Raw genomic sequence first — 17,993 nt, 5'->3', positions numbered from 1 at the left:
TTCGTAGAAGTTTATAAAAGAAACTCAGTTTTAACCACTGAGTCTCTTTTATATCAGGTATTATCCAAGCATATTAAACAGTAATGCCGACACAGACAGTAAGCCGACAGCTAAAACAAAGTACGTGCCTAGTTTTCCTTTGTATTGTTGCAATGCAGGTACTTTATAGACAGCAATCGTTGGCATGATAAATAAAATCATGGCAATAATAGGTCCGGAAATAGCGCCCATCATATCGAGAATACTAGGATTAAGTAAGGCACAGACCCAAATAGCGATAAACATCAGTGCGACACCCAGTTTGTCTATCGTGGCGATTGTGAGTGATGTTTGCTTACTCATTAAGCCATTAAAGCTTTCTCGTGCACCTAAAAAATGGCCTAAAAATGATGACATAATAGCAATAAAAGCCACCAGAGGGCCCAGCATCGCAATATAGGGGTTGTCATAAACATTGGCCAAGTAAGACAGCACCGAGACGTTCGCCTGTTTTGCTTGCGTCATTTGCTCGGGTGATAAAGACAATACACAAGAGAATACAAATAGCAGCACAAATACTATCAACATGATTGATGTACATTGCAGAATTTTTTCTGATTTGCTAACTGCACGTTCTTTATAATGACGGCGTTGTACATTCACAAAGCTTGAGATAGCCGCGGCATGACTAAAAGAAAACACCACAATTGGTACTGATAACCATAGGGTTTGGGTAAGACTTACCGCATCGGGTGTATTGATAACTGGGATTTGCCAATTGGGGACTAAATATAATGATAAGAATAAAAGTACTGCGACTAATGGATATACAAGTGCTGAAAAAGTGCGCATCAGTAGCTTTTCACCACCCATCATAATTGCAATCATGCCAGCAACTAATATACCGGAAAGAACCACTCTTGGTGGTGACTCTAATGCTAACTGGTTAACGATAAAGCTATCGACCGTATTGGTCAATCCGACACCATAGATAAGTAAAATAGGAAAAATTGAAAAAAAGTATAGTAGCGAAATTAACCGCCCGGCTCCCGCACCAAAATGCTCCTCAACAACATCTGTAAAGTCTGCATCAGCTTGCTTCGAAGACAGTACAAAACGGGCCAACCCTCGATGTGCTAAATACGTCATTGGGAATGCCAATATGGTCATGATCAGTAATGGCCAGAAACCACCGATCCCAATATTAATGGGTAAAAATAAAATACCAGCACCGACGGCGGTACCAAATAAGCTTAGCACCCACTGTGTATCATGCTGATTCCAGCGTCCTCTACTGTCTGAAGGTATATCGTGTGATATCGCTTCTGAGGCGTTACTCATACTTTTTATCCTATTCATTAGAATTATATTTGGGCGGCATCATATAGAAAATGAAGAGGTGATGCATGTATTTGGCGCCAGTTAAGCATTGCTATGCAGTAAACATCTATTGACGCATAAAAATTGTTCAAGCTAACCAGTAATATTTCATAATAAAAGTATGGAGTTACTTTAATATTCCACACATCTAACAATGAAGTCACTTGGTATCTACTTAGTGAGCAAATTCATCATTGTGGTGTGACCAGTCGTACAATTGTCATCTCTCATCATTATTATGCTGGTTCTTCAATTAAAGTAGTGATGTAAGGAACAATAATGGGCACGTTATCACGTCGTGATTTTATGAAAAGCGCTTTGCTTGGTATGGGGGCTACAACCGTCGCTCTATCATTGGTCGGCTGTGGCAGCAGTCATGATAAAGCCTCACTCGCGAGTAACGAAGTTGAAATTAATTTTAAACACGGGGTTGCCAGCGGGGATCCGCTAGCAGATAGTGTAATCTTGTGGACAAGAGTGACACCAGAGGGTGACCCTAATCATATAAACTTAACACTTCAAGTGTCTGAGGAAGATGAATTTACGGTTGCTGCTATGAGCCAGAGCGTGGTTGCATTGAAGAACAGTGATTATACCGTCAAAGTTGATTTAGCAGGTTTAAAAGCCAATACTCGATACTATTACCGATTTGTTACTGATGGCACGGTTTCCCCCATAGGGCAATGTAAAACGCTTCCGCAAAGTGACGTATCTCAGGTTAAGTTTGCGGTGCTGTCCTGTGCTAATTACCCAGCAGGTTATTTTCACGCATACGCACACGCGGCTACAATGAATGACCTTGATGCGGTATTACACCTAGGCGATTACATTTACGAGTACGGCATGGGTGAATATGCAACCGAACGCGCCGAAGCCTTAGGTCGAGCGCTTGATGATGATAATAGTGATGAAGTTATTACGCTTGAAGAGTATCGAAAACGCTACGCCAAATATCGAACAGACGATGGGTTGCAGGCATTGCATCAAAAAGCGCCTTTTATTGCTGTATGGGATGACCATGAAATATGTAATGATACCTACACAACAGGTGCTGAAAATCATAATGCAGGAGAGGGAGAGTTTAGTGAGAGAAAACTTGCGGCACTGCAAGCGTATTATGAATGGATGCCCGTTCGTCCATATGTAATAGACCAGACAGAGGCGCTATACAGGAAGTTCGAATTTGGTGATTTGGTGTCGCTTTATATGCTCGATACGCGCAATGAAGCTCGAGCAAAACCACTAGAGTATCAGGATTACCTAGATACAACTTCTGGAGCGATGGACTTTACAGGTTTTCAGGCTGATTTAGTTACACCTAAGCAACAATTGCTGGGCACAAAACAGCTCACCTGGTTGACAGATAGTATGAAAACGTCGAATGCTAAATGGCAAGTGTTGGGGCAACAAGTGTTGATGACTAAAATGATGATGCCTGCTGAGTTATTGACTGCATTGGCGAATCCATCAACGTCAATGGCGGAGCAATTGTTAGCGTTAGCACAAATTAAAGGGCGCGCAAAGGAGGGGGATCCATCTCTAACGGAACAAGAGTTGACGAGAGTCAATTTTGTGGCACCTTACAATTTAGACGCCTGGGATGGTTACCCTGTTGAACGTGAAGTAGTGTTACAGACGGCAAAAGTGGCAAACAAAAACTTAGTGGTGCTTGCTGGTGATACTCATAATGCGTGGTCGGGTAGATTATGTAATGCACAAGGAGATGTGTGCGGCTATGAGTTTGCAACACCAGGTGTGAGTTCTCCAGGATTAGAGTACTACCTTAAATTGCCAGATGAGCAAGCTAAGCAATTTGCGAACGCGCTACAACTGTTAATTGACGATCTGGACTTTGCTAATATTCATCAGCGTGGTTTTATGACCGTCACATTTACTGCTGATTCAGTGGACAGTGAATGGCACTTTGTCAGCTCGGTACATGAAAAAGCCTTTACGATACGTAACAGTAGCTTGCAACAACGTGCGGTGGGGTAGGTTGCCGTACAGATTGTATAAATAATTGATAATAGTTAGAGAGTAAATATCAACTTTGAATTTATTAAGCCACCTTCGCCAAGCAACAGGGTGCTACTGACGGCACAGGTGGTTAACTTGCATTTTATTCAGCATATTGGCTAATTTTCTTAATCAGGAATAGGCGAAGCCAAATTAGAGCTGTCGGCTAAAAACTGTGCTTGGGCATGGGCATCGAGTTGTTGTTCGACTTTTTTCGACTGCGCTTTTTCTACATCAATAATAATAATGACTTCACCTGAGTCGAGTCGCTCATTAATGACTGATTTAAAGTATCCATCGAATGATCCACCCGTAATGAGCAATATAAAGTTTATCACTACATAAGCACATATCGCGGCAAATATGGCCCAAAGTAATTGACTATTAAGCGTGTTAGTTGACAGTGCAATGATTGCAACGATAATGGCTGATAACCCGAAAGACATTATTTTTGCACGTTTTTTAGCGGCAATAATATCCGTTTTATCAATGTTAGATGAGCCGTGCAAATGATGAGATTTGATGCCACTATCGTCGCGACTGAGCACATAAAAGTGATGATCGTCTATGCCTAACTTATGTACCTCATCGGAAATAGACTCTGCATCATCTAGGTTGTTGGTCGCATAAAACAGTCTTTTCATTGTGCCCCCAATAAATACTTGATTGATATGACCTTAAATTAGTGTAGTTGCCATACGTCAAAAGATAAAAAAAATCTTTGATCTACATCAAGTAAGGGGTTGAGTTTCTGTCTAACAACATTTAAGATCGCAACGAAAATGCAAATGGTAATTATTATCATATAAATTAAAATATTCTAAACTGTGATTATGCTTTGAATACGAAGGGTAAATATCGGCGTAGAATGGAAATCAGATAGGTTTCGTATGCTTAAAAAGTTGTTGCTGAGCTTCGTTATTATTATGCTCATGCTGTCTCTGAGTGGTTGTGAACTGGCACTGTTTGACCCGAAAGGACCGATTGGTGAACAGGCAAAAGACCTTATTTTAATCTCTACTGGCTTGCTCTTAATCGTCATTATTCCTGTTTTGTTTATGTCGATATATTTTCCTTACAAATTTAGAAAGGGTAATACCAAGGCTGAATATAAGCCTCATTGGGAGCATTCAACCAAAATCGAAGTCATTGTTTGGTTAGTTCCTTGCTTAATTGTTGCGGCATTGGCGTATGTGACGTATGTCACGTCACACTCACTCGACCCAAGAAAACCTCTGGGGAAAGATGAAGATACGCTCACTATTCAGGTTGTGGCATTAGATTGGAAATGGCTATTTATTTATCCTGAGCAACAAATTGCTACGGTGAATGAAATTGCTATTCCGGTCAATAAACCCATCGAATTTTTGATCACCTCAGATACGGTGATGAATTCATTCTTTATACCTCGTTTGGGAAGTCAAATTTATGCCATGGCAGGTATGGAAAACCGTTTGAACCTGATGGCATCGGAAGAAGGGGTGTTTAGAGGTTTATCGGCAAACTACAGTGGGTTTGGTTTTTCGGGTATGAAGTTTAAAACGCATTCTGTATCAGATGAAGCATTTGAGCAGTGGGTTGATAAAGTTAAAACCTCTCCGAAAGTACTGGATGAAACGACTTATCAAGCATTGACCGTAAAGTCTAAAGACAATGAGGTTGAACATTTCGCCGATGTTGATCCATTGCATTTCAAGAAAACCATAGAAAAATATACTGGGGTACAAAATGGGCAGTAAAGCCACCATTATTACAGATCCAGATCCGCTTACGGGTAAGTTGACATGGGATTCTATCCCAGTCCATGACCCGGTTATTTTGCCGGTAATGATTGCCGTTGCGTTGGGTGGTATCTTCTTATTCGCATTAATAACCAAAATGGGTAAGTGGCGTTACCTATGGGACGAATGGATCACGTCGGTTGACCATAAAAAAATAGGCATAATGTATATTATTGCCGCGATCATCATGTTAGTGCGTGGTTTTGCTGATGCCCTGATGATGCGAGCGCAGCAAGCTCTTGCCACCGCCGACAGTGTTGGCGCGGGCTATTTACCTCCTGAACATTACGACCAAATATTTACTGCCCATGGCGTGATCATGATCTTCTTCGTCGCCATGCCATTGGTCGTGGGGTTAATGAACATTGTGGTGCCACTGCAAATTGGCGCAAGAGATGTGGCATTTCCTTTCTTAAACTCATTGAGCTTTTGGCTATTTGTGGTCGGTGCAGTATTAGTTAACGTGTCGCTGTTTGTAGGTGAATTCGCCGCAACCGGTTGGTTGGCATATCCTCCCTTATCTGGGTTGGAGTACAGTCCCTGGGTCGGGGTTGATTATTGGCTCTGGGCGTTACAGATCTCAGGGATAGGGACCTTGCTTACGGGTGTTAATTTCTTCGTAACGATTCTTAGAATGCGTGCGCCTGGCATGAAGTTAATGCAAATGCCTGTATTCACGTGGACTTCGTTGTGTGCGAACGTATTGATCATTATCTCGTTCCCTATTTTAACGGTGACCATTACCTTACTGACCCTTGATAGATATATCGGTACTAATTTCTTTACCAATGATCTTGGTGGTAACCAGATGATGTATGTGAACCTCATTTGGGCATGGGGTCACCCAGAAGTTTATATCTTAATTTTACCTGCTTTTGGTATTTTCTCTGAAATAACGGCGACCTTCTCTCGCAAACGCTTATTTGGTTATACGTCACTGGTGTGGGCGACGGCGGTGATCATGGTGCTGTCTATGGTCGTTTGGTTACACCACTTCTTTACTATGGGGGCTGGGGCGAGTGTGAATGCCTTCTTCGGCATTGCCACCATGATCATATCCGTCCCCACCGGGGTGAAGATATTTAATTGGCTATTTACCATGTATAAAGGTCGCGTCGAATTTTCAGCGGCAATGTGGTGGACATGTAGCTTCTTATTTACCTTTACAATCGGTGGGATGACAGGGGTCATGTTGGCGGTGCCAGCAGCCGATTTTGTATTACACAACAGTTTGTTCCTTATCGCTCACTTTCATAATGTGATCATTGGCGGCGCCGTATTTGGCTATTTTGCGGGTATGACTTATTGGTTCCCGAAAGCAACAGGTTTTATGCTCGATGAAAAGCTTGGAAAAATAGCCTGTGCGTTGTGGACTATCGGCTTCTTCGCAGCCTTTATGCCACTGTATATTTTGGGCTTTAACGGTATGACACGTCGTCTGAACTATTACGATAACCCAGAGTGGACACCGTTATTGTGGATTGCTGCTGGTGGTGCATTGATTGTGTTGGCTGGGATTATGACGCAGTTCTATCAAATTTTTGTCAGTATTCGTGACCGCCATAAAAACAAAGATGTGACGGGCGATCCTTGGAATGCACGGACGCTTGAATGGGCAACGTCTTCACCTCCGCCATTTTACAACTTTGCAGAGCTGCCGAAAATTCACGACAGAGATGAACATTATTATAAGAAAGAGCACGGATTAGCATACCAAGCACCGGATAAATATAAAAAAATCCATATGCCTAAAAATACTTGGGCAGGTGTGGTGATCAGTGCTTTCTCATTAATGATGGGTTTCGCATTTATTTGGCATATTTGGTGGATGGCTGCATTTGGTTTCCTTGGCATGATTGCATCTTGGATCATGTACTCATTTGAACGTAATAAAGACTATTACGTGCCAGTTGAGCAGGTAGAAGAAATTGAAGCAAAACATCTAGATGCTGTTAGGCAGCACGCTCAAACTAACAGTTAAAAGAGGATTAGAGTTAACTATGTCTCAAAGTCACGCAACTGGTCATGATGAAATAGATCATCATGACCACGATCATCATGACTCAGGTGGTGATACGGTATTTGGTTTTTGGATTTACATCATGAGCGACTGCATTTTGTTTGCAACTTTGTTTGCAACGTATGCGGTACTCAGTGGTGGGTATGCGGGAGGATTAACCCCAAAAGACTTGTTTGATTTGAACTTTGTCGCTGTAGAAACAGCGCTGTTGTTGTTTAGTAGCTTTACCTTTGGTATGGCAATGCTTCATGCCAATAAACGGCATATGAAGGGCATGATCTCATGGTTGGTGTTCACATTGGCACTGGGGTTAGGCTTTCTCGGGATGGAACTTTATGAGTTTTATCATTTTAGTAGCGAAGGCGCGACGCCACAAAGCAGTGCGTATTGGTCTGCGTTTTATGCCTTAGTTGCCACGCACGGGTTACACGTACTCGGTGGCTGTATTTGGATGTTGGTGTTGTTTGCACATTTTAAAAGAGACGGCTTTACCGAAGATAACTTAGTACGTTTGTCTTGTTTAAGTTTGTTCTGGCATTTCCTTGATATTATTTGGATTTGTGTGTTTAGCGTAGTGTATTTATTAGGAGTGATGTAATGAGCACTGCAACTGCAACTGATCACAGTCACGGCGGCGCGGCGCATGGTAGCGTCAAAGAGTATGTAATTGGTTTAATGCTTTCAATTGTATTAACGGCAATACCTTTTAGCGTGTTGATGTATGACTTACTGACACCGGTGTTGACATTAACGGTGATTTTAGTCTGTGCAATTGCACAAATATTTGTGCAATTGATTTTCTTTTTGCATATGAATTCATCATCAGAACAAATTTGGAACACTACTTCAGCGGTGTTTGTGGTGCTTATTGTTGCGATTGTGGTTATTGGTTCTATTTGGATCATGGAGCATTTGAATCACAATATGCTGATGGGCCACTAGCATGTTCAAAGAGTTTTTAGTGCTAACTAAACCTGGGATCATCATGGGCAATTTAATTGCCACTGTCGCAGGTTATTTTCTTGCTGCACAAGGTGATTTTCAATTAGTGACCTTGTTGGCAGTGTGTATTGGTACCTCTGCCGTCATAGCGTCGGGTTGTGTATTTAACAATGTGATCGACCAAGACATTGATAAGCTCATGCAGCGCACGCAGAACCGAGCTTTGGTAAAAAAGGTCATTACGTCTAATGGTGCTTTGCTATATGCCACGTTACTGGGTGCGATTGGGTTTGGTACTTTAGGGTACTTTACTACGGGGATGGCTGTGCTATTTGCTGTGATCGGTTTTGCGGTTTATGTTGGGCTGTATAGCCTGCATTATAAGCGCAAATCGGTGTACGGTACTTTAATTGGTAGTATTTCAGGCGCATGCCCACCGGTTATTGGTTACTGCGCGGTGACAGCACAGTTTGATGTGGGGGCGTTGGTTATTTTACTGACATTTTGTTTATGGCAAATTCCACATTCGTATGCCATTGCTATTTACCGTTTTGAGGACTATAAAGCGGCCAATATACCGGTATTACCCCTGGTTAACGGTATAGAGTCAGCGCGCAAGCACATGGTGGCTTATATTGTCGCGTTTACGTTGATGGCATTGGCATTGTTTGTGTTTAATTATGTAGGGACTTTATACGCTGTTTCAACGTTACTGATTGGTGTGGTGTGGTTAGCCATTACCATTGTTGACTTTGGTCGCTATGAACAACACATATGGGCAAAGCGTGTATTTTTGGTGTCAATATTGGCGATCACATCATTGAGTGTGTTTATGTCGCTGGACTTTGTCAGTCTTGCACCACAAACATTGCTCACGGTGAGGTAACACAAATGCAAGGGAATAATTTACGGAGATTGTTTTTACTCAGTTGTGTACTGGGGGTTGTTGGCTTAGTGATTTTCTATTTAGCCACAACCAGTAAAGACTTTAATCAACCGAAAAAGACCTTTGCAGAGCTTGGCGGGGACTTCACCTTACAAAGTAGTGAAGGCCCCGTATCATTGTATGATTTTAAAGGGCAAGTGGTAGTGATGTACTTTGGCTATTTATCATGTGCCGAAGTGTGTCCTAATTCACTTGCTGTTTTAACTGGTGCAATGATGCGGCTCGAAAAGAGTCACCCAAACGCCATTCAAGGGTTATTCGTGACGGTTGACCCAAGCCGTGATACGCCTGCCGAATTAAAAGAATACACAGCCTACTTTCATGACGATATTTTGGGACTTACTGGTACGGTAGAGCAAGTTAAATCGGTCAGTGGTCAGTATGGCGTGTTTTACGATAATAATAACCTAAGTGACTCATTTATGGAGTATTCCGTATCGCATGCGTCACGGTTTTATATTTTAGATAAATCTAGCAAGTTGATCACGGCCATGAGTCATACCACAACCCCTAATGAATTAGCGGCGCAAATTAGGGAGTTATTATGAACCGTTTGATTTTATGGTTAAGCGCATGCTTATTGGCGATGCTGAGCATCTCATGTCTTGCAAAAACCTCTATGGAAAAAGTGTTAGCGGCGAAGGCTAACCCAGTGTGTGCTGCGCAGCTGATAGAGCTTGCGACAAACACCATTGGGCTAAATAAGCACCGGTTACTTGAATTAAACAGTCAAAGCAAACAACTGCTTAGTAGCTTTGTTTCTGGGGTGATCGAATACAAAGACAGACAGAGCCATGTGGTTTATGCGGCCACTAAAGATACGCAAGGCCAGTGCGCGGTGACATTTCAAGAAACGTTTACTGTAAAGTCTCCGTGTATTTTGGTGCGCGAGGAAGTATTTAAAAAATGGCAATATCAAGGCAAATTAAACAGTAATACGATGGTGTTTAAAAACCAAAGAGATACCAGTATGAGTGGCATGTTGAGTGATGCTTCAGACGGGTCATATTGTTTAGTAAGTCGCCATAAAAATGGGGCCTAGCTTGGCCCCTACGGATGACGAGTTTCGTTAATAACTGAGATGAGGGATTTATGAGTACGCGATTGGTGTTAGAAATCGATGCATACAAAAAAGAGTTTGATCATGCTAATTCAGAGCTCAGTGTTAAATCTATGATTTTAAAACACACACCAACAGAGTATGCCCATTTATCCGCATTTCTTGATGCTTGCCATAAAGTAAAGCAAGTATGTATTCGTTATGGTGATGTTCAAAGTGTTGCTGACTTACAGCTGTGGTTGAGAAATAGTATTGTATTGCAATATAACCGCTGTGAAAATTGTCAAAAGCAGCAAGGGAAATGCATTGCCGAACTCACCAAGTTAGATAAGCAAATTAGCCATGTGTTTCTAAAATTAGGAGGCAATGTGGTACCACTTAAACAACCTTTACGCCTAAAATCTTAGCGTAAAGGTTGCTTCCCGTTCTTAATAAACGTCCCGCACATAGCGTTTTTGTTTTTTCAAATTGGCCATGTATTCTTGCGTTTGACTTTCATCATATTGACCGTACTTTTGGACAATAGTATGCAGCGTTGCATCAACATCTTTCGCCATTTTATAGGCATCGCCACAGACATACAGATACGCCCCGTTTTCAAGCCAGTTAAATAGAGTTTCGCCTTGCGCTAACATTTTATCTTGTACATAGATTTTTTCTGCTTGATCACGAGAAAAGGCCAAGTCTAATCGCGTTAATAGACCATCTTGTTGCATCTGGGTTAACTCATGCTCATACAAGTAATCGGTTTTTGCATTTCGGTCACCAAAAAACAACCAATTATCTCCTGTGGCGTGTGTGGCCTCTCGCTCTTCTAGGAATGCTCTAAATGGTGCAATACCGGTACCTGGGCCAATCATAATAATGGGGGCGGCTAAGTCATTGGGTACAGAGAAGTGTTTGTTGGCCGAAAAGTAGCAAGTTACTGGCTCTCCTATTTTTACCAGGTCGGCTAAGTAAGTTGAACACACTCCATTGTGTTGACGTTCATCTTGCGTGTATCTCACACTGGCAATGGTTATATGTACTTGATCTGGGTGCTTTTTGAGACTTGATGAAATGGAATAGGCTCTGGGTGCCATTGGCTTTGCAAACTGAATAAACTGTGCCGGTGAAAGAGCGCTATTTGGGTAACGCTTAAGTAGCTGAACCGTGTCAACACCCCATAAATAATCACTCATGGCTTGATTATCGCCCAGTCTGGAGAGTAGCTCAGGGCAGCTACTCTGACGTGCTATTTCATGAATGAGATCTTTACTGGGTTGGCGAATTTCGAGTAATTCAGTGAATATGTATTCTAGCTGATCGGTTTTACCATTGTACGTTTCATGTTGCTCTGCTCTGGCATTCAGTGCGCTGAGTAAGTCATTAACGAGCGCTGCACTGTTGTGAGCAATAATATTAAGGGCATCGCCAGCATCATAGTGTTCTCCTGAGCCCATTAAAGAGAGTTCATAATGAATGGTTTCTTTACTTGAGCAATCATCGGTTAACCGCGTTTTGCTTAATAGCTGAGCCTTCAGTGGTGACTCTTTATTAAATTTGGCTTTGTGTTTTTTAGGCTTTTGTTCAGAGCTTTGGGCCGACGGTTGCTCTGAACAGCTACCTTTTTGCGCGATTGTGGGCAGTGCTTCAGCCATCCATTGTTCAGCTGGGGCTTCATAGGCCACATCACAATCTATACGTTGTGCGACTCGGGTAGCACCCAGTTGCTCTAAGCGTTCATCCCATTGAATGCCGGCAATACAAAAATCATCATAATTGGTGTCACCCAATGCTAAAACGGAAAAGTAGGTTGATGCAAATGACGGTGCCGACTCGGCATTTATTTCATCCCACAATAATTGTGCGTTGTCGGGCATTTCACCATCACCGTAGGTACTTGAGATCACTAATAGTCGCTCTGCTTCACTTAACTGTGCTACAGAGATATCATCCATATCGAATACCGAAGCCAACAATCCATGGTTTTTGGCCATTTGTGCGGCTTCTTCAGCTAGGTTTTCAGCATTACCGGTTTGCGATCCATAAATGATGGTGAGTGGTTTAATTTGCATGGCTGGCTGAACTGATTGCGCAACCGTTTCTTCTTTTATTAATAAGCGACTATGTAAACCCGCTAAGAAGCCACCGAGCCATTGCTTTTGGTCATCATTGAATGGCATATTTTCTGGTAAATAGGGGACTAATTGGGTGTTATTTGAGTGTGTCATAATACTTTTCCTTACTTATGCTGTTGCGCGGATTGCTTCAACTAGCACATGGCAAAAATGGGTCGCGAGCAGTTGTTCAAATGGTCGATGTTGACGCAGTGCCTCTTGGACACAGTTATCGCGATGTAATATCCAAACGCTGGTACCAAACGCATTACTATCCCAAACCTCGCGGCGTTCTAACGCGTCTTTGTAGTCTTGCACGCGCTTTTGTGCGAGTAAGCAGCTGAGCGCATCGCTTTCGTAGCTGGCTAATGCCTCTTTGGTATCTTTCACCAGTGTTTCTTGTAACTTTCGATCAAGGGTCGTGACCAAGTATTTGGCGCTGTCTTCGCTAGCATGCGCGGTGGACTGTGAAGCTGACTTTTTTGCAGCTTCATGGGCGCGATGAAATACACCCGCTGAGATCACATATTGATAAATGAGACTCGTGTCTCGGTCTCCGTAATCAGGTAATTGGCCATCAAATAGGTATTTACCGTCGTTTTCGTTTTGTTGATATGCAATTTGAGCTTCTTTTAATAGGCGGTTTGCCCAAGCTTGTGAGAGCTCTTCAAGCATGGTTCTGCGCTCATGAGAGTCCACAATATTATTTGGGCAATGATAGCTATAGAGTGTTTTTGGGATCAGGACATAAAAATGCGTCTTGTGCTCAGCCCAGTTATTAATCAGTGATTGGGCGAGCGTAGAGCCGGTAGCATCAATATGGCATTCTAAATGATACAAAAGCGCGGCTTCATGGCCTAAACACAAGGGCGTTTGTTCATCTAAGCGCAAAGCAACGACACTGTCTTGGCTGCACTGCGTGACAATATTGCCGCTTGGATCGTATTGGTATGCGGTACCGCCACTCATCCCATTACCTAAATTCTTTCCGTAATGAGATAAGTTAACCACTGAACCATTGGTCATATATTCGCAGCAAAAATCACCAACCCCTTCCACCACGGCAACGGCACCTGAGTTACGCACACCAAAGCGGTCGCCTGCTTGGCCTACAATAAACAACTCACCACCGGTTGCGCCAAACAATGCAAAGTTACCGATCAGTACATTGTTGGTCAGTGGTTGTTTTGCATGTGACACAGGACTTGTGATCTGTATGCGACCGCCGCTTATGCCTTTACCTACACCATCATTGCAAGTACCGGTATGTTGAAGTTGCATACCAGTGTTCAAAAATGCCCCGTAACTTTGGCCTGCTGAGCCATACGTATGCAACGAGAGCGTATTACCTTTTAACACGACTCTGCCATTACTCAATCTATACATTGCAGGATGAGCGGCAATGGTTGCATCGCTTAGCTGATAATTTAGGGTTCGCTCGATATCAATCGCCAGTTGCCCTGCAATTGTTTTGTTGCAGTTATTCAGTGCGGTGGGAGGCAGAGATAAGTATTCAGTCTGGTTATCAAACAAGTTGTGTTTCAGCTGCGTGAGCCACTGCGTGTCATGATCAAAGTTTGCTTCAAGGTACACTGGAGCAGTAATTTTTATGGGCTCTACTGGCGCGAGCATGGCCGTCATATCTAGTTGTCCGACCATCATAGGATGCGCAACGAGGTGTAATAAATTACTTTTTCCACGTATCTCACGTAAAGATGTATAGCCAAGGTGCGCCAATATTTCACGGGTTTCGTGCGCAACATTCATAAAATATTGTGCCAATGCTCTGGGGTCGCCTTGATAAACCTCAGGGTTGGTTGTCAGCCCCGCAGGACATTTTTGATGGCAGTTTTTAGCCATCACGCACTTGAGCATCATCAGAGCCGTAGTGCCAAATTCAAATGAGTCACCGCCTAGCATGGCCGATTTAACCACATCGAGCCCTGTTTGGTGGGCATTAGAACAGCGTAGGGTTATTTTATCTCGTAAGCCGTTTTCAGCGAGCGCTTGATGGACTTCAGCAATACCAATATCGGCGGCCCGACCAGTGTGTTTTAAACTGGTCACTTGGGCAGCCCCAGTACCGCCTGTATTGCCTGCGACATTGATAACATCAGCGCCTGCTTTGGCAACGCCAACCGCAATGGTGCCAATCCCTTCAGATGAAACGAGTTTAACGACGACCTTGACACGGGCGGCTTTGGCATCGTGGATGAGCTGCCCTAAATCTTCAATCGAATAGGTATCATGATGCGGTGGTGGCGAGACGAGTTCAACCCCTGGTGTGCCACCTCGTGCTGCGGCTATTTGTACATTGACTTTATGTGCGGGAAGTTGGCCACCTTCACCGGGCTTTGCGCCTTGGCCTATTTTAATTTCGATTTCTTGTAATGCAGGGTCGGCGAGGTAGCCTGTCCAGACTCCAAATCTGCCAGAGGCAAATTGCTTAATTTTACTGGCTTTTACAGTGTTGTACCTCGAAGCACTTTCGCCACCTTCACCAGAGTTACTCATTGCGCCCGCAATATTGGTGCCTTGCGCTACCGCTTGGTGAGCCTTTTCGACTAAAGCACCATGGCTCATAGCGCCAGAAGCAAAAGCAGCGGTGATTTGGTGTGCTGGTTGAATCGTTGTCACAGGTATTGCCGTGCGAGCCGGGATGACTTTCGCTAATAGCCTATCGAGTACACTATCTTGTACCACGGCAATCGTCAGGTGTGAGCTTGCTATGCTGTGGGTGAAAATATCTTTGGAAAATACGTCAATGAGCGCAGCCTCTAAACTCTGGAGGTTACCAGCATGATTGAATGCGACATGCCAATGTTGTGCGATGTCATTGGAGCGCTCACGGTGCACCGTGAGCCCCGTTATGGCAAGTGCAAATGATCCTGACACTGATATGTTTTTAAAGGACTCTTTAAGAGTTTGTTCTGATGCATCTGCTTTGATTTGAATCGGTAGGCTTAATATATCTCGCAGTGCTGCGGGGCGGTGTTGGCGTTCAAGGTAAAGGTTTTGACTAAATTCACGATACGCATCGGTGATGGTAAAGTCATCTATTTGTTGGGGGCTGCGTGCGTCGTAGCCTAAATCTCGATACCCTTCATCTTGCGGCAATATGACTTGTTGGTCTTGTGACTCAAGTTGCGATTCGTCGACATATTGAATCGATTCTTCAGTCATATTGATGTATTCACGAACCGCAGTTATACCAAAGCTATGACCTGCTCCTTGAGCGCGTTCTTTGAATAACCCGAGTACAGGGATCTGGTTTTCAGATTGAACATGCGGGACTTTTTTATGCCAGTACTCAACGCTTTGCACCAAATCTTTAAATTGGGCTCCTCCCACGGGGGAGTGAATATTGGGGAAAATAGCCTTTAAAGCTGGGTCATGGGTATCTATAAAGTTGGCTTCGAAAAATTCACCGCCAATATAGCTTTCTACTGTACATAAGCCAAATTTACCCATGGTTTTCATTAAGGCTTTTTCGCCGGCCTTTTTAAATTTCAGTAGGGCTGACTGGACATCGGTTGGGCTATCGAATAACTCTGTGGCACGATTTAATACCGTGAGTGGGCATACCGCAGAGGCTCCAAAGCCAAGCAGACATGCGATGTCGTGTGTACTCACTGCTTGTCCGGTATGACAAACAAGGCTGGTGGTAAAGCGCAGTCCTCGACTTATCAGCCGCTGATTAATTTTAGCAACAGCTAGCAATGCGGGAATAGCGGCTTGGCTATGTGAAATGTGCTCGTCGCTTAAAACGATAATATCGACTTGTTTGCGGGCTTGTTGCTCAGCGAGATCCGTGAGGGTTTCTAGGGCATCAAGCAGTCTCTGCTCATTGCTGTTGTGTAAGTCGATGTTGAACAATAGAGGTAAGGTTTTAATACGTAATGCACTTTGCTTTTCAAGGGCGAGCAGGTGTTGTGGCATTAAAATAGGAGAGTCTAATACAATTTGTTTATGGCTATTTGGGCTAATATTGGGTTTTGGACCCAGTGCCACACGCAGTGTCATGCCATCAGTTTCACGAATGCTGTCGAGCGGCGGGTTGGTTACTTGCGCAAACCGCTGGCTAAAGTATCGAGATAGGCCGCCTTCATCTTTGTTGAGGGCATTCGGAGCTAAGCCATAGCCCATGGCAGAGATTTTTTCTGCCCCATTTAATAACATGGGATCGAGCATAAATTTAAAGCTTTCTTGATTTAAACTAAATGCCACATGTTGTGCGCTGGTACTCAGTGAAGAACGTTGCTTTACAGCTTGTAATTGCGGTATCGGCAAGTCGGATAAGTTAACCCTTGCTTGGTTCAGTAGCGCGGCGTAATCTTGCTGTTTAGCTAAGTGTTCTAAAATTTGCTGGGTTTCTTTAATTTCCCCGGTGCTATGGTCAAATACAATCATGCCCCCAGCTTCAATGCGGCCGCGGCGTATGATGTCGCTAGGGTCAAAATCTATTTGACCAGCCTCACTCATAACCACCAAATAGTCAGATGTTTCGACACTTCGTAGAGGCCGCAGTCCGAGTCTATCGAGTCGCGCACCGACCTTAACCCCATCGCCAAAAATGAGTGCGGCAGGGCCATCATTTTTCTCTTCGTATAAAGAAAAGTACTCAAGCATGTTTTTAACGGAAGGAGACACGTCGCTGTCATTCTCCCAAGCGGGGGGCATCATGGCGAGTGCTGCCGCATCTATTTCTAAATTATCTTCGATTACTCGCCGTTCCAACGTTTGATCTAAGCGTGCAGAGTCTGATTGTCCATTGGGGGTAATGATTTGCTTATTTTGCGACTTGGCGATAGCGTCTTCACTTAAGCGGTTTTTTCGGTCGGTATTAAGTTCGCCATTATGCGCCATTCGCCTAAAAGGTTGTGCAAACATCGGATTTGGTGCGGTATTGGTGGAAAACCGTGTGTGAAAGAATAACGTGTGAACTTGGTGAGACACATCCGTTAAGTCGGTAAAATAGGGGATTACTTCCCAGCTATTTAAGCGGCCTTTTAATACTTGGGTGCGGCTACTCATCGACAAGAGGTAGAGTCCGTTAAGTTCAGGGTCAGTAAAAGCCACATGCTCTATGTCGTGGAGTGCGTGATGGATCAGCTTTTCAAAGTGAACTTGAGTATCACACGGGCTTGGTTTTAAGAAAACGACTTGTTTGATTTGTCGTTGTGCCTGTTGGCTGGCGTGATTCAGTACGGTCTCATTTGTTGTGATAGTGCGAAATGTGACAATGGATAAGTCATATGCCGCCAGTGTTTTTTTAATTAATTGGGTGGCTTTGTTGTGGTGCGTAAGTTCTTTGGGGTAAAAAAAGTTGGCTACCCCAAATTCACCTAGTTGTAATTTTGAGTTGCCGGTCATTTTTTTGAAAAAGTTAAGCGACAAGTCAATATTCACGCCCGCACCATCACCAATACCCTCTGCATTCATTCCACCTCTATGTGGTATACGGCAAAGCGCTTGGTGAGCATGTTTGAGCAATTGATGTGTTTGTTCGCTTTTTTTATGGGTAATAAACCCAACACCACAGCTCGAATGCTCTAAATTTCTATCAAATAAATATCTTTTCATTGAGTACCCAATTTACTAAACGGGTGAGTTCATTGCATCACAAGTACTTAATTTGAACTACACATTTTTTAAGCAGGTCATCCAAACTAATGTTCAATGTATGCTTATGCAAATGATAAATATTTGTATTCGCTTTTGTTTTATTTTAATTTAATTAATTCTTGTAAGATTTGTTTTTAACTTGTTG

General features: G+C 43.3%; 13 protein-coding genes. 9 read left to right on the top strand and 4 right to left on the bottom strand.

The genetic code is table 11. The features are described from left to right. Positions 1-60 precede the first annotated feature (60 nt). Positions 61-1,320 (bottom strand): aromatic amino acid transport family protein, encoded by a 1,260-nt coding sequence (locus J8L98_RS12665; protein WP_210996717.1) that lies wholly within the window; start codon positions 1,318-1,320, stop codon positions 61-63. Positions 1,321-1,638: 318 nt separating this feature from the next. Between J8L98_RS12665 and J8L98_RS12660 the strand changes: the two genes are divergently transcribed. After that, on the top strand, positions 1,639-3,354 hold the full coding sequence (locus J8L98_RS12660; RefSeq protein WP_210996716.1) for an alkaline phosphatase D family protein: 1,716 nt from the start codon (positions 1,639-1,641) through the stop codon (positions 3,352-3,354). 149 nt (positions 3,355-3,503) lie between these two features. Here the strand turns inward: J8L98_RS12660 and J8L98_RS12655 are convergent, their stop codons facing one another. Further along, a complete protein-coding gene (locus J8L98_RS12655) occupies positions 3,504-4,019 on the bottom strand; it encodes a hypothetical protein (protein WP_210996715.1) in 516 nt (171 codons plus the stop codon). 246 nt (positions 4,020-4,265) lie between these two features. On the opposite strand from J8L98_RS12655, the gene cyoA reads away from it, so the two are divergent. Genes cyoA through J8L98_RS12615 form a run of 8 tightly spaced genes read left to right on the top strand, consistent with a single transcriptional unit; the run spans position 4,266 to position 10,531 of the window. Beyond that, positions 4,266-5,114: a ubiquinol oxidase subunit II gene (cyoA, locus tag J8L98_RS12650; protein WP_210996714.1), complete on the top strand. Its 849-nt coding sequence runs from the start codon at positions 4,266-4,268 to the stop codon at positions 5,112-5,114. Further along, on the top strand, positions 5,104-7,137 hold the full coding sequence (gene cyoB, locus J8L98_RS12645; protein ID WP_210996713.1) for a cytochrome o ubiquinol oxidase subunit I: 2,034 nt from the start codon (positions 5,104-5,106) through the stop codon (positions 7,135-7,137). Before cyoA ends, cyoB begins: the two co-directional genes overlap by 11 nt. 19 nt (positions 7,138-7,156) lie before the next feature. Continuing rightward, positions 7,157-7,774, top strand: coding sequence for a cytochrome o ubiquinol oxidase subunit III (gene cyoC, locus J8L98_RS12640; RefSeq protein WP_210996712.1), 618 nt, complete (start codon positions 7,157-7,159; stop codon positions 7,772-7,774). Next, positions 7,774-8,118, top strand: coding sequence for a cytochrome o ubiquinol oxidase subunit IV (cyoD, locus tag J8L98_RS12635; protein WP_010366908.1), 345 nt, complete (start codon positions 7,774-7,776; stop codon positions 8,116-8,118). The genes cyoC and cyoD overlap by 1 nt, the downstream gene beginning before the upstream one ends. A gap of 1 nt (position 8,119) precedes the next feature. Beyond that, a complete protein-coding gene (gene cyoE, locus J8L98_RS12630) occupies positions 8,120-9,004 on the top strand; it encodes a heme o synthase (RefSeq protein WP_210996711.1) in 885 nt (294 codons plus the stop codon). Between the two features lie 5 nt (positions 9,005-9,009). Continuing rightward, the gene (locus tag J8L98_RS12625; RefSeq protein WP_210996710.1) at positions 9,010-9,612 is read left to right on the top strand and encodes an SCO family protein; all 603 of its coding nucleotides are present in this window, start codon (positions 9,010-9,012) and stop codon (positions 9,610-9,612) included. Continuing rightward, positions 9,609-10,106, top strand: a complete 498-nt coding sequence (locus tag J8L98_RS12620) for a hypothetical protein (protein ID WP_210996709.1) — start codon at positions 9,609-9,611, stop codon at positions 10,104-10,106. Before J8L98_RS12625 ends, J8L98_RS12620 begins: the two co-directional genes overlap by 4 nt. 50 nt (positions 10,107-10,156) lie before the next feature. Further along, positions 10,157-10,531, top strand: a complete 375-nt coding sequence (locus tag J8L98_RS12615) for a hypothetical protein (RefSeq protein WP_210996708.1) — start codon at positions 10,157-10,159, stop codon at positions 10,529-10,531. A 21-nt stretch (positions 10,532-10,552) separates the two neighbouring features. Here the strand turns inward: J8L98_RS12615 and J8L98_RS12610 are convergent, their stop codons facing one another. Continuing rightward, on the bottom strand, positions 10,553-12,337 hold the full coding sequence (locus J8L98_RS12610) for a sulfite reductase flavoprotein subunit alpha (RefSeq protein ID WP_210996707.1): 1,785 nt from the start codon (positions 12,335-12,337) through the stop codon (positions 10,553-10,555). Positions 12,338-12,352: 15 nt separating this feature from the next. Further along, a complete protein-coding gene (locus J8L98_RS12605) occupies positions 12,353-17,806 on the bottom strand; it encodes a glutamate synthase-related protein (RefSeq protein ID WP_210996706.1) in 5,454 nt (1,817 codons plus the stop codon). Between the last annotated feature and the right edge of the window lie 187 nt (positions 17,807-17,993).

It is taken from the genome of Pseudoalteromonas sp. MMG013 (assembly GCF_018100885.1).
Classification (GTDB): domain Bacteria; phylum Pseudomonadota; class Gammaproteobacteria; order Enterobacterales; family Alteromonadaceae; genus Pseudoalteromonas; species Pseudoalteromonas aurantia.
This window is presented reverse-complemented; position numbering and strand designations above follow the sequence as displayed.